Consider the following 14,412-nt stretch of genomic DNA (forward strand, 5'->3'; position numbering starts at 1 on the left):
TCAAAAATATATCAATTTTGTACAATTAATTTCAAACATAAAATTAGTCGTATGAAAATTTACATTACTAAAATTTTTCTTTGGGGAGTTCTACTACTCTGTGGAAATGTCTTATTCGCTCAACAGCGGACAATAACGGGGAAAGTAACGGATGAAAACGGCGTGATCCTTCCTGGTGTTGCTGTTTTGGCAGAAGGTACCAAAATTGGAACCTCGACCGACGGTAAAGGGCTATATAGTATTAGCATTCCTTCATCTGTTACTATACTTTCTTATTCATTTGTTGGTATGCAAACATTGAAGCAGTCAGTGTTAAATCGTTCTATTATTAATATTGCTTTAACCCAAGACAATAAGAATCTTGAAGAGGTAATTGTTGTTGGTTACGGTACTGTAAGAAAAAGTGATTTAACAGGTTCGGTTGGTTCAGTAAAGGCTGACGTTATCACAAAAATTGCTACTGCTGACCCAGTTCAAGCATTGCAAGGAAGGGTTGCTGGTGTGGATATAGTTAGTAATTCTGGAGAGCCTGGAGCTGGTACTCGTATTAGAATTAGAGGGGTAGGAACAATAAATAACTCAGACCCTCTTTATGTGGTTGATGGTTTTCAAACTGGAGATATTTCTTTTTTAGCACCTGGAGATATTCAATCAATGGAAATTCTTAAGGATGCTTCTGCAACGGCAATTTATGGTTCAAGAGGAGCAAATGGAGTTGTTGTGATTACAACCAAACGAGGAAAAACAGGGGATACTAAAATTTCGTTTGAATCTTATGTAGGTATTCAAAAATTAAATAAACAAGTTGAGCTTACTAATGCGTCTGAATTTGCAACATTACGATTAGAAGCGTTTGCAAATGATGGAACAACACTTGACCCTGCATCAAATTTATCAACGGTTCTAAATTTTGTTAAAGATGGCAATTATAAAGGGACTAACTGGCTAAACGAAATTTTTCAAACTGCCATCGTTCAAAATTACAGCGTCAATATCTCTGGAGGTAATGAAAAACATAAGTATAGTTTAACAGGAACACATTTTGACCAAACGGGGATTGTGAAAAATTCGCCGCTTGTAAAATCATTTATCAGATTTAATAATGATTTTCAAGTGTCAAAATGGATTGATGGAGGTCTTTCAGCGGCTTATCTAATTCAAGATAAGACTTCTTATAATGGAGCTCAATATGGAGGTATCATTCCAAGTTCAGTAACCACAGTTCCGTTAACACCTGCATTTGACCCAAATACAAATTATTGGGGAACACCTGTAATTAATGGTGGTGGGTCTGGTAATCCAGCACGTGTTGTTGATGAATACAAAAACAATAAAAATTATGATAAACTTCTGAATGTCAATGCTTTCTTAGATTTTAAATTGACAAAACAATTGAGTATTAGGACTCAATATGGTGCAAACATTAAAAACTCACAATCTAAAGGGTACTTTGGAACATACTATTTAGCCCCAGATGATAACCGAACTCTTAGCACTTTAACTGATAACAGAAGAGAGAGTTTTGGTTGGATTTCTTCAAATTATGCAACCTATTCCAATAAATTGGGATTAGACCATTCTATCACTGCTGTGGCTGGAGTGGAAATTCAACAGAGTAAATCCGATGAAACAAGAATCACAGTATTTGACGTACCCAATGACCCAAGTCAATGGTATGTGGGGAGTTCTAAAAACGCTACTCCAAGAATTGGAAGTGATGCCAGTGATGAGTCACTATTGTCATATTTTGGACGATTTAACTATAACTTCAAAAATATGTTATTGTTAACTGGTACACTAAGACGAGATGGTTCTTCACGCTTTCTTCCAGCAAATCGTTGGGGAACATTCCCTTCATTTGCGGCGGCAGTAAACCTACATGAATTTAATTTTATGAAAAATTTAACCGCAGTCAGCCAATTAAAACTACGTGCAGGGTGGGGACAGGTTGGTAACCAAAACGCCGCACAAAACTATGGGTATGTAACTAAAATTGTCCCAGGGTATGCTGTGATTTTTGGTGACCAACAAGTTTTCGGTGCAGTGCAGACACAAGCTACAAACCCTAATATTAAATGGGAAACGACAACCAGTACAAATATTGGTTTTGATGCAGGCCTATTGAATAATAAATTAAGCATTACTGCAGATTATTTTATCAAGAAAACTTCTGATATGATTGTAAGAGCTCCTTTGCCTGTTTTTGCAGGACTTGCTACAACTGATGTAAATGTAGGAAGTGTCGAAAATAAGGGCTTTGAATTCGCTTTAGGATATAATGATAAGATTGGAGATTTGGGATATAATGTAAATATGAATTTTACCAAAATTACCAATGAGGTTACTTCATTGGGTGGTGGAACTCCATTAGCTGGTGGCGTATCTATTGGCTTAGCTCCAACAACACTTACTTTGGTTGGAAGAGAAATTGCAACCTTTCATGGACTTAAAACAGATGGAATTTTTAATTCTAAAGAAGAATTAGATTCTCACGCAGCAATTCAACCCAATGCAGCTTTGGGCGATGTAAAGTTTGTTGATATTAATAATGATGGAAAGATTGATGACGCAGACCGTACCTATCTCGGGAGTGCAACTCCTGATTTCTCATTTGGAGTGAACTTAGGGGCAAATTATAAAGGATTTGATGTAAGTGTTTTCGTTCAGAGTGTACAGGGTACAGAAATCGTTGGAGGGTTAGACCACTGGTTGAAAAGCTCAAATGGTGAGACAAATTCATTGAAAAGTCGTTTGGACAGATGGACACCAACTAATACAACTTCGAATGAGCCACGTATGACAGCAAGAGACCCAAATCAAAATACCCGCTTCAGCGACCGTAACGTATATGATGGGAGTTATACACGTATCAAAAATGTTACATTAGGATATACTCTTCCTTCCTCATTGCTTTCAAAAATTAAAGTGAGTGGCTTAAGAGTATATGTCTCAGCAGATAATTTAATGACAATAACTAAATATCCAGGTTTTGACCCAGAGGTTTCTCAATTAAATGGTAGCCCACTTGCTTTAGGTGTAGACTTAGTTTCGTACCCTCAACCTAAAAGTTATAGAGTAGGTTTAAATCTTAACTTTTAAGAAAGAAAAGAATCAATTGTAAAATATTAAGTTGTTCGTAATCTTAAAATATTAAATTTTAATACAAAATGAAAAAATATGTAATGTTAATCTTCACTACAACCATTGTATTTTTCTTACAAAGTTGTACTGACTTCCTTGAAAAAGAACCACTTGGAAGAGAAACAGATTTAAACTTTTTGAAAGACCCTAATAATGCAATTGCTGCTGTGAATGCTGCCTATGACGTTCTCCAATACGACGAAGGAGTGGATGGACAAGGTAATTATTTACCTCACAATTACGAATGGATGTGGGGAGATGTCTTGTCTGATGATGCTGAAAAAGGTAGTACACCTTCCGATTTTGATGCAATTCAGGAACTTAAGGAATGGAGAACAACTTCAAGCAATGGGCCTGTTACAGGTGTATGGGGGAATTTATGGGTAGGAGTTTTTCGTAGTAATTTCGTACTCCAAAACATTGATAAATCTGGTTTAAATCCTGATTTGTTGAATAGAGTAAAAGGTGAAGCTAAATTTTTAAGAGCTTATTATTACTTTTATTTAGCACGTTTATTTGGGGGTGTTCCTTTATTTACTTCTGCTGTCACGCCTGACCAATATAATACATCTAAAAGAGCTTCTCTCTCAGAGACATACACTTTTATTGAAGCTGATTTAAAAGAAGCGATTAGTTTATTACCTGAAAAAGGTTCTTATGCAACTACTGACGCAGGGCGTGCCACAAAAGGAGCAGCAAGAGGATATTTAGCCAGAGCAATTATGTATCAAATTGGTACTGATAATAAAAATGGGCATAAGTGGGATGAAGTTTACACTTTAACGAAGGATATTATGAATTCAGGGCAATATTCTCTTGTGAATAATTATGCGGAAATTTTTGACTTTGTCGGTGAAAATAGCTCAGAATCTGTTTTTGAAGTACAAGCGAGTGAATTTTCTACCGAAGAGTGGGGCGGAAATGCAAATAAGACTGGAGTTACCAATAACATCATTCAAAATAACCGTGCTACTTGGGGATGGGGATTCAATAATCCTACACAAAGTTTAGCTGCCGAATTTGAACCAAATGACCCAAGAAAAGGAAATACTTTGTATGGTAATGATGATGTGATTTTAGGAGTAAAACAAGTAATAAAATATCCAGAACAAAATGCAACTGGATATTTGAATAGAAAAGCAGCACTTTTAAAGCCCGCTGGACCTAAAGCATCGGGACAAAATATTCGTAAAATGAGGTATTCCGATATTTTATTGATGAATGCTGAAGCGGCTGCCAATACAGGAAAAGCAAGTGAAGCAATTGCAATCTTAAATCAAATTCGTGATAGAGCGAGAAAATCAACCAAATCATTAGGTTCAGTTGAAGGTACAATGACCTATGAGAGTGCTAATACTCCAACAACAGCATTACCAGCAGTTTCATCGTCATTAACTGGACAAGCTCTTATGACGGCGATTTGGCATGAACGTAGAGTGGAGTTAGGAATGGAACAACTACGATTCTGGGATTTAGTTCGTACTGGCAGATATTATAACTCTCTAAATGCAAAAGTGAAAGCTGCTTGTCAATCACACTCAATAGTTGGTTCTGTGAATAGTATTCCAGTATTACCAATTCCTGTAAATGATGTACAATCGTGGGGATTAGAACAAAACCCTAACTATTAATAAGATTTGGAAGGAGTTTTTATTTAAGATTACCTTCCAAATATTATCAGTAGTTTACATAGAATGTTTAATAAAAATCAAAAAGAAGATAACATGAAACGTAATATAAAACTTGTCTTATCAATCTCTTTAAGTTTGCTGACAGGTGCAGCATTCTTAACAGCGTGCGAAAAAGAAAAAATGTTTGGAGAAGGGTTTGATATTCCTTATCCTTTACCGGTAATTGTTGGTTTTACGCCAAACAATGCCCTTGTAGGTAGTGAAATAACTATTTCAGGGGAAAATCTCGATAAAACAAATTCAGTAACAATTGGAGCTGAAAAAGTTAGTGCTGAAATTATTGCAAAATCAGCCTCAAGTGTAAAAATTAAACTTCCTCGAAGATTTTCGGCGGGCGTGATTAATTTATCTACTGCTTTTGAAAAATCAACAAGCAGTGGACAAGTTTACACACCCAAATACCCAGCGACAAGTGTTACAAAATGGCCCACAGAAATAACTCAAACTCAAGATATTATACTAAGAGGTGATAATATGGATTTGATAAAAGAAATTGAGGTAGGGGCGTTCAAAATTGTTGCTAATGCAAGTAGTCTAAGTACAACACAGGCTGTATTCCCGACTACAAACCTCGCTCTGAAAGTAGGTACAAAACTAACAATTAAAGTATCTAAGGCATTTGGGGATTTAACAAATAATGTATCTCCAGCATTAGATGTAAAGGAATTTGACCCCGCTAATACAGCATTCATTCCAGAAGCTCCAGTAATACTTGCTGATTATGAGAATGGTCTCAATAACTATGTTGGTGGTACAAAAATCGCCCAATCTGGTATTAATTTAAGTAAAATAACAAAAGGAAGAGGTGAAAAATATTTAACCGTAAAAACGAATGATGCAGATGGTTGGACAAGTGACTTAGGTTCGATGTCATTTAAGGATATTAATATTTCAGATTTCCATGACCCGCATTTAACATTTATGGTAAACACAAATGGACAAAGAGGATATTTTCAGTTAGAAATCCAACAAAATGGTGTTAAAGGTGGTGGACACTTTACGGGTGCGAGTTCAAGTAGCCCTGAAGATGATTATACTTTTCCTGTAACTAAAGGTTGGGAGTGGAGAAGTATCAGTTTGAAAAACTTTCCGTGGGAAAACTGGTGGGGCTCTTCAAATGGAAAATTAGTTTTTAATCCAAAAGGGAAGATAGAAAATATCGCATTTACTTTTAAACAGGGGAACGGAGGCTCAAATGGTAGTAAGGTGTTTGAATTAAATTTAGACCAAATTATGGTAACTGATGGCAAATCTTTACCTGTAGCTAATCTTTTTGATTTTGAAAATGGGGTGAACCCTTATAGCGGCTCCGCAACCTCAAAAATTAATACAAATGCAACTATTTCAGGAGATAAGTATCTAACTCTTACTAAAAGTGGTGTTAGTAATTGGGATTGGACAGGCGATATTAGCTCAACTGGACCATATTCACTATCTGCAATGAAAAACCCTCATATCAATATTTGGGTAAATACAGGAAATGAAAAAGGATTCTTCCAAATCGAGACATTCCAAAAGGATACAAAATTTGGAGCAAGTGTTGACATCGACAATTACTACCTCGAAACAAAAGGTCAATGGAAGCGATATAGTTTACCACTCGCAACTCTTGGTTGGGGTGTTTGGGGTGGTACTGGTAAATTTGATGTAAAGGGGACGTTTGATTATTTTAAATTTGGTTTTTCAACGGGAAATATATCAGGGAAATACGAAATTAATATAGATGAAGTGACGCTCTCAGATGGACCAGTATTCTAATACTTACTTTATTATCATTACTAATGGATTATTATATTATTGAAATAACACAATTTGAATCGTAAATGGATAAGGATTTTATTATAGAAAATGATAAAATAGTATTAGTTAATGTTGATATTTAGAATGGGATATTTCGCTCACTTGGAGACTTCCATTTTTTTATTGAAAAATGAAAGTAAATGACAGTTTATTTTGTGAATAATATAAAGTAAATAAAACCAAGGGATTGATGCAAAAGTCGGAATCATTTTGATTCCGACTTTTTTTATGTGTCCATGTGAGTTAATCAGTTGAAAGTAGGAGGAAAATCTACATGCTCATAACTATACAAAAATATACATTAACGATAAAAATATTATTTAAATAAAAAATAAATTATTTAAATGGATTCTCAGTGTTTCAATATTTAATTTTTTACTTAAAATATAATCTCAGTATCATAAAAAGGTATAATAGTATCACTTGCCATAAATTGTATTATAAATGGATAATATTGTATTATATGTCATGTTTGAGAAATGTCTTACTTTGTACTGAGCTCAAAAAAACAATATCTCAATTTTAAAAACAATTTATTATGCTAACTCAAAAGACTTTAGTAAGAACATTATGTTTATTTGTCGGAACATCAATGTCCTTTTTTTTCACAAGTTGTTCAGAAGACATTTCAACTGAACCTAAAAACACCAATAACATCAATACCGTTGTTAATGAAGAAGGTATCTATGGAAATGGTGTAAATCTTCAGCCATCTTATTATAACGGAGGTAATTGTGACTTAGGTTGGAATTTAATGAAAGCTAATACCAAGATTAAAACCGTAAGAATTGAAATTGAACCCAATCAGGTAACGAATGCTAAAAGATGGATTGCTGAAGCTAAAGCAAATGGTTATACCGTGATTGCTACTTATCACAAATCAACTGTTTTAGGTTCAGATAATACCTCAGAATTAACAGCGGCAGCTAACTGGTGGAAAACCAATTACAAAACCTTAGGGGGAAATTTTGTTATTAATCTTACCAATGAATGGGGAAGTCATAACATAACATCTAATGCTTATGCTTCAGCATATAATACAGCAATCAGTATTGTACGTACTGTTTATTCAGGTAGAATAATTATTGATATCCCAGGTTGGGGACAAGAAACAGCAACTGCCGCTGCAGCAGTAAAGGGAACCAATGGAACAAAAATCAATGATACCAACATTATTTTGTCAGCTCATATTTATCCTGGTGCATATAATCAAGGAAAAGGACGCTATATGAATACCTCTGATATAGATGATTTGGCTTCTTCAGGAAGAGTATGTATAATTGGAGAGTTTGGACCAATAGGAGGCTCAGGAGCGGATTGGTATGCAATAACAAATTATGCGAAAAGTAAAGGATGGACAGTTCTGGGATGGGCTTGGGCAGGAGACGGAATAGGAATGAATATGATTACTCCTCAATTCCAAGCTTATACTGCTGGTAGTCCTAAAACATACTCAAAGTCTACTTACTTTAATACAGTTTACAATTTATTGTAAACGGATAAATTTTGGGTTTTTCACTCTCTAAATGGCTTTGCCATATTAGAGAGTTTTTTGTTTTAAGATAAAGACAACTGAGCAAAATATTAAATAAATTTTATACCAAAATAATAGCTTTAAAGCTTGAATAGTATAATCTATGGGTAATATTCCAAACACAAGAAAATACACTTTATGAAGTATTTAAAAAAAGTATTAAAACTTAGATGTAATTGTGCATCATAAATCAATAAAAAACATATTAAGGTAGAATTTAGACAAGGATTAGATAAAAAAGTATTATTAAAGAGACCATAAAAAGTGTCAATTTTGTATTATCCTTTATTTAAAAAAATAGGGATGTCATAAATGAAAATATATATAAAATATCAATTACTATTTTTGCTATTAATGATGGTAATAACACTGAATGCACAGTATTCACCTATTGATAAATTTGCAACTCCTCAAACAAAAATATTCTATAAAAATCTCGTTCGCCAAACTCAAAAAGGATTTATGTTTGGACATCAAGATGACTTAGCTTATGGTATCGGTTGGAAAGAAGTTGAAGGAGAATCAGATGTCAAACGAGTTACTGGACAATATCCTGCTGTATTTGGGTGGGATTTAGGGCATATAGAATTAGATAGTTCAAAAAATTTAGATGGTGTTTCTTTCGAAAAAATTAAAAAATATATTCAGGATGTTCACGCTCAAGGAGGGGTAAATACAATGACTTGGCATTTACGAAATCCATACAATGGGAAAACCGCTTGGGATGTTGACTCAGTAGTGAAACATATATTGATTAATGGAGATAAATATTCATTGTATCAATCTTGGTTGAATAAGGTAGCGGTATTTTTCAAGAGTCTGAAAGATGAAAATGGTAACCCAATTCCAATAATTTTCAGACCATTTCACGAACATAACGGAAGCTGGTTCTGGTGGGGCAAAAACCATTGTAGTCCAGAGGAATACAAGCAATTGTATCAAGATTTGGTAAAATATATGTCTTCTCAGGGTGTCCACAATGTAGTATATGCATATTCGACAGATAACTTTCTTGATGAAACTGACTACTTAGAACGTTATCCAGGAAATGACTTTGTGGATATATTAGGTTTTGACAGTTATCAAAAAAATGCCCCATTAAGTAACAAACAATTTATTAGTGATTTAAGACGAATGTTATCAACTATCGGTAACTATGGCAAAAAATATAAGAAGATTACCGCTATTACAGAGACAGGGTTAGAGACAATATCAGAATCAAAATGGTGGACTAACATTTTGCTTAAAGGTATCAACAATCACAAGATATCTTATGTTTTAGTTTGGAGAAATGGAAGACCTGACCACTATTACGCTCCATATCCTCAACAAATTAGTGCGAACAACTTTAAGAAATTCACAAAAAACCCTAAAGTATATTTAGGTCAAAAAATTAAAACCTCTAAACTTTATAATTAGCTCTGGAAAGAACATAAGTCACAAAGGTATCATAGAAGTTTTCATTTATGATACCTCCAATGTGATAATAACCTTTCAATAATAAAAATCTAAACATTTTTATTAGCTTTTATAAATCCCCAAACCCATACCACTTATGAAGATTCAATTATTAGATTTTATTGTCATTATTTCCTATTTAGTGCTGGTTTCAGTCATTGGAGTTGTACTGAAAAAACAAGCCCAAAAAAGCAATAAAGATTATTTATTAGGTGGAAATTCCATGCCATATTGGATGTTAGGTGTATCTAATGCATCTGGTATGTTTGATATTTCTGGAACTGCATGGATGGTTGGAATTATGTTCGTTTACGGTGTGAAAAGTATTTGGCTTCCTTGGCTTTGGCCCGTATTTAACCAAATATTTATGATGGTTTATATGTCAGTTTGGCTACGCCGTTCTAATGTTTCAACAGGTGCAGAATGGATGTTAACGAGGTTTGGGACAAAAAAGGATGCTCAACTATCACATAAAATAATTATTGCTTTTGCTCTCCTATGTTGCTTAGGTTTTATGGCTTATGGTTTTATTGGATTAGGGAAGTTCATTGAAATTTTTATTCCTTGGGAAATTGTCAAAAACTATATTCCTTTAAACATTGCTCCAGAATATGTAGCTCATTTTTACGGAATAATTTTTACATTATTTACAGTTTTTTATTCGCTTTTAGGAGGAATGAAAAGTATCGTTTGGGCAGATTTGATACATTATGTTATTATGGTTTTTGTGTCAATCGCAGTGGCAATAATAGCTATGCAGGCTTTGGCATCACATCAATTAATAGTACCCCAAGGTTGGGATGATATTTTCTTTGGCAGAGACTTAAATTTAGATTGGTCTGGTATCATTAAAGATGCTAATGCAAAAATCAATAATGACGGCTTTTCTCCGTTTGGATATTTCTTCGCACTCATGACAGCAAAAGGTATTTTAGCAAGTTTAGCAGGGCCAGCACCGAATTATGATATGCAAAAAATTCTATCTACCAAATCTCCAAGAGAAGCTGCCTTAATGAGTATGATTGTAAATGTAGTATTGTTGCCCACTCGCTATTTATTAATTATCGGAATTGCGATTTTGGGTTTATTATTTTTTAAGGACATTGATATTTCTACTGCAACAGGAGCTGATTTTGAACGAATTTTGCCTGCAGCTCTAAATACATTCATTCCATCAGGGCTTTTAGGACTTATCTTGGTTGGATTAATGGGGGCATTTATGGGGACATTTGCAGGAACATTCAACGCTGCTCAAGCATATATGGTGAATGATATTTATCTAAAGTCTATCAACCCCAAGGCTTCAAATAGTCAGATTTCCAAAATGAATTATTTAACAGGTCTATCAGTGGTATTTATTAGTATCATGTTAGGCTTCTTGGCTAAAGATGTTAATAGTATTTTGCAATGGATTGTATCAGCACTTTATGGAGGATATATTTCTGCAAATGTGCTTAAATGGCACTGGTGGCGATTTAATAGTTATGGTTTTTTCTGGGGGATGTTTGCAGGAATTGCTTCTGCCATGATTTTACCAACTATTTTTCCAGAAGCTTTACCATTATATTATTTTCCTATTATTCTTTTACTTTCTGGAATAGGTGCAATCTTAGGAGCATTGTTAACCCCTGCAACAGATATTGAGGTATTAAAGGAATTTTATAAAAATATCCGTCCATGGGGGTTTTGGAAACCAATTGAGGATTTAGTGAAAATAGATGAACCAAATTTTGAGCCAAATCGTGAATTCAAGTCTGATATGTTTAATGTATTGGTAGGAACAATAGCACAAACTTCAATTACAGCTTTACCCGTTTACATCGTTTTAATGATGCCTTTACATATTGGAGTGTCTGCGGGCATATTAGCTATTTGTTCGTTAATTCTTTGGAAAACATGGTATATTAAATTACCTAAACATTAATTAAATTCTGTATAAAACCTTAAACGCATTAATTAAGTTATGAGTATTTTTAAACAAAGACTACAAAAATTAGAAACTAATTTTGAATCATTAATTACTAAACCTAATCAAAAAGTTTCATTAGGAAACGGTATTTATGACCGCTACGAAAACGCAATTCTTACTGCTCAACATATACCATTGGCGTGGCGATATGACCTAAACCCAGAAACAAATCCATATTTGATGGAACGTTTTGGGATTAATGCAGCCTTTAATGCGGGAGCAATAAAATGGAATGGCAAATATATCCTTGCTGTTAGGGTTGAAGGCTTAGACCGAAAATCGTTTTTTGCTATTGCTGAAAGTAATAATGGTATTGATAACTTTAGATTTTGGAAGTACCCTATCCGTATGCCTGAAACTGAAAATCCAGACGGAAATATTTATGATATGCGATTAGTGGCTCATGAAGATGGATGGATTTATGGGCTTTTTTGTACTGAAAGAAAAGACCCTAATGCTAAAATTGGCGATGAATCGTCGGCAATAGCTCAAGCAGGTATGGCTCGTACTAAAGATTTAATTAATTGGGAGCGTCTCCCTGATTTAAAAACCCCATCTCCTCAGCAAAGAAATGTTGTATTACATCCAGAATTTGTAAATGGGAAATATGCTTTTTATACCCGTCCTCAAGATGGTTTTATTGAGGCAGGAACGGGTGGGGGTATAGGATTCGGTTTTGCTGATTCAATGGAAAATGCAATAGTTGAAAAGGAGTTTATTGTTGATGAAAAACATTATCATACCGTTTATGAGGTTAAAAATGGTCAAGGTCCAGCACCAATAAAAACGACTTATGGTTGGTTGCATTTAGCTCATGGTGTTCGTAACACTGCGGCTGGCTTACGATATGTCTTGTATATGTTTATGACAGATTTAACTGAACTTACCAAAGTAATTTACAAACCCGCTGGCTATTTTATTGCTCCAGAAGGGATTGAAAGAGTCGGCGATGTGTCCAACGTAACTTTTGCTAATGGTTGGATTTTAGATGATGATGGAAAGGTCTTTATTTACTATGCGTCCTCGGATACTCGTATGCATGTTGCCACTTCTACTATCGACCAATTAATTGATTACGTAATGAATACATCGCCAGATGGACTTCGTTCTGCAACGTCGGTTGAAACTATTTATGACATCATAGATAATAATGAAAGTTTTACAGAGTCAAAATATATGCTTGAGGATATTCTTGTTTCAGAAAATGGAGTAACTGTTTCATAGAATTATTGAAGCGTACTTCTTAATTAAAATCAAACTAAGAAGTTTTATAGACCTTCTTGATTATTAAAATGACCAAAAGCTAAATTCTAAAAGTAAATTTTCTCAGAACACAATGAAGATTATTATCCATTTGGGATTTGATTATCGGAGCTGTTTAAACTTTAGGTATCGTTTGAAAATTTGTTTATTTAAAAATGTCTTCATTAAATAATAGACAATCTAAATTAGTAGCGAAAGTTTAAATAGCTTCATTATGATGTTTTATCAAAGTTCTTCGTTTAACGCTATAATTATACACGGGGTTTATATTTGGACTAACATTATCCAATCGTAAGCCAATTTCTGAGGGTTATCTCAATCAGATAAATATCAAACCCCGAATACAGATTAATAAAATGACCCCACAGGAATACAAATTTGAAGTAACTCAAGAATTAGAAAATATACTTGATTATTGGAAAAAATATACAATTGACAATGAATTTGGCGGTTTTTATGGGCAAATTAACGATAGAGACGAAGTTGTACTCAAAGCTGAAAAAGGATTGGTTTTAAACGCCAGAATTTTATGGACTTTTTCAGCAGCTTATGGCAAAAATCCAAAGCTTGAATATATTGAAATTGCTCATCGTGCTTATCAATATTTACGAGATTTTTTTCGTGATAAAATTAATGGTGGGCTTTACTGGTCGGTAAATTATCAAGGATTTCCGCTAAATACTCGAAAGCAAATTTATGGACAAGCTTTTGCCATTTATGGTTTAAGTGAATATTATAAAATCACCCAAAATAACGATGCACTTGATTGGGCAATTGAATTATTTGAGATTATAGAAAAAAATAGTTTGGATACAATTTATGGAGGATATTTAGAGGCTTTAGCAGAAAATTGGCAACCTATTCAAGATTTGAAACTGAGTGAAAAGGATGCGAATGAGAAAAAATCAATGAATACTCATTTACATATTTTAGAAGCTTATTCCAACTTGAAAAGTGTTTATGAAAATGAACACTTAAACAATAGTCTTGAACAAATTTTAAATGTCTTTTTAAAACATATCATCAACGCTAAAACAGGACATCAAGCGTTATTCTTCGACGATGATTGGAGTATAAAATCTGACATTATCTCTTACGGACATGACATTGAGGCATCTTGGTTGTTATATGAAGCTGCAGAAAGAATTTCGAACGAGCAGATTATCAAAAAAGTACATGAGCTTGCCATTAAAATGACCGATTCTGTACAGATTGGCTTATCTCAGGATGGAGGGTTAGCGTATGAATCGGAAGGTGAACACCATGATGCTGATAAGCATTGGTGGGTGCAGGCTGAAGCAATGGTTGGATATCTAAATACATATCAACTATCAAAAAATGACAAATACCTTAAACAATCAATTAAAAGTTGGGAGTTTATTAAAAAATTTCTAATTACAAGTTCTGGGGAGTGGTTTTGGGCTACTCAAGGTACTGAAAATATACCAATGCCAAATCAAGATAAGGCTGGTTTTTGGAAATGTCCGTATCATAATGCTCGAGCTTGTATGGAAGTTATAGAACGTTTATAAATATAAAAATGGTTAGTGGTGAAA

At 34.0% G+C, this 14,412-nt stretch carries 8 protein-coding genes; all 8 read left to right on the plus strand.

All coding sequences use genetic code 11. The annotated features are described in order from the left end of the window. The first annotated feature begins 51 nt into the window (after window positions 1–51). The 8 genes from VB796_RS18625 (at window position 52) to VB796_RS18660 (ending at window position 14,388) form a co-directional block, all read left to right on the plus strand. Window positions 52–3,099 (plus strand): TonB-dependent receptor, encoded by a 3,048-nt coding sequence (locus tag VB796_RS18625; RefSeq protein ID WP_323348094.1) that lies wholly within the window; start codon window positions 52–54, stop codon window positions 3,097–3,099. A gap of 68 nt (window positions 3,100–3,167) precedes the next feature. Further along, window positions 3,168–4,772, plus strand: a complete 1,605-nt coding sequence (locus VB796_RS18630; protein ID WP_323348095.1) for a RagB/SusD family nutrient uptake outer membrane protein — start codon at window positions 3,168–3,170, stop codon at window positions 4,770–4,772. 93 nt (window positions 4,773–4,865) lie between these two features. Next, window positions 4,866–6,590: an IPT/TIG domain-containing protein gene (locus VB796_RS18635; protein WP_323348096.1), complete on the plus strand. Its 1,725-nt coding sequence runs from the start codon at window positions 4,866–4,868 to the stop codon at window positions 6,588–6,590. A 580-nt stretch (window positions 6,591–7,170) separates the two neighbouring features. Further along, window positions 7,171–8,127 carry a hypothetical protein gene (locus tag VB796_RS18640; RefSeq protein ID WP_323348097.1) on the plus strand — a complete coding sequence of 319 codons (957 nt, stop codon included), beginning with the start codon at window positions 7,171–7,173 and terminating at the stop codon, window positions 8,125–8,127. A gap of 351 nt (window positions 8,128–8,478) precedes the next feature. Continuing rightward, window positions 8,479–9,585 (plus strand): glycoside hydrolase family 26 protein, encoded by a 1,107-nt coding sequence (locus VB796_RS18645; protein WP_323348098.1) that lies wholly within the window; start codon window positions 8,479–8,481, stop codon window positions 9,583–9,585. Between the two features lie 136 nt (window positions 9,586–9,721). Beyond that, entirely contained in the window at window positions 9,722–11,548 is a 1,827-nt protein-coding gene (locus VB796_RS18650) for a sodium:solute symporter family protein (protein ID WP_323348099.1), read from the plus strand. A 39-nt stretch (window positions 11,549–11,587) separates the two neighbouring features. Next, window positions 11,588–12,817 carry a glycosidase gene (locus tag VB796_RS18655; RefSeq protein WP_323348100.1) on the plus strand — a complete coding sequence of 410 codons (1,230 nt, stop codon included), beginning with the start codon at window positions 11,588–11,590 and terminating at the stop codon, window positions 12,815–12,817. 395 nt (window positions 12,818–13,212) lie between these two features. After that, window positions 13,213–14,388 (plus strand): AGE family epimerase/isomerase, encoded by a 1,176-nt coding sequence (locus VB796_RS18660; protein ID WP_323348101.1) that lies wholly within the window; start codon window positions 13,213–13,215, stop codon window positions 14,386–14,388. The last annotated feature ends 24 nt before the right edge of the window (window positions 14,389–14,412 follow it).

It is taken from the genome of Arcicella sp. LKC2W, from assembly GCF_034931005.1.
In the GTDB taxonomy this organism is placed as follows: domain Bacteria; phylum Bacteroidota; class Bacteroidia; order Cytophagales; family Spirosomataceae; genus Arcicella.

Coding starts and splice junctions, on each gene's coding strand:
- VB796_RS18635 (WP_323348096.1), top strand. CDS start 4,866: ATGAAACGTAATATAAAACTTGTCTTATCAATCTCTTTAAGTTTGCTG.
- VB796_RS18660 (WP_323348101.1), top strand. CDS start 13,213: ATGACCCCACAGGAATACAAATTTGAAGTAACTCAAGAATTAGAAAAT.
- VB796_RS18650 (WP_323348099.1), top strand. CDS start 9,722: ATGAAGATTCAATTATTAGATTTTATTGTCATTATTTCCTATTTAGTG.
- VB796_RS18630 (WP_323348095.1), top strand. CDS start 3,168: ATGAAAAAATATGTAATGTTAATCTTCACTACAACCATTGTATTTTTC.
- VB796_RS18640 (WP_323348097.1), top strand. CDS start 7,171: ATGCTAACTCAAAAGACTTTAGTAAGAACATTATGTTTATTTGTCGGA.
- VB796_RS18655 (WP_323348100.1), top strand. CDS start 11,588: ATGAGTATTTTTAAACAAAGACTACAAAAATTAGAAACTAATTTTGAA.
- VB796_RS18645 (WP_323348098.1), top strand. CDS start 8,479: ATGAAAATATATATAAAATATCAATTACTATTTTTGCTATTAATGATG.
- VB796_RS18625 (WP_323348094.1), top strand. CDS start 52: ATGAAAATTTACATTACTAAAATTTTTCTTTGGGGAGTTCTACTACTC.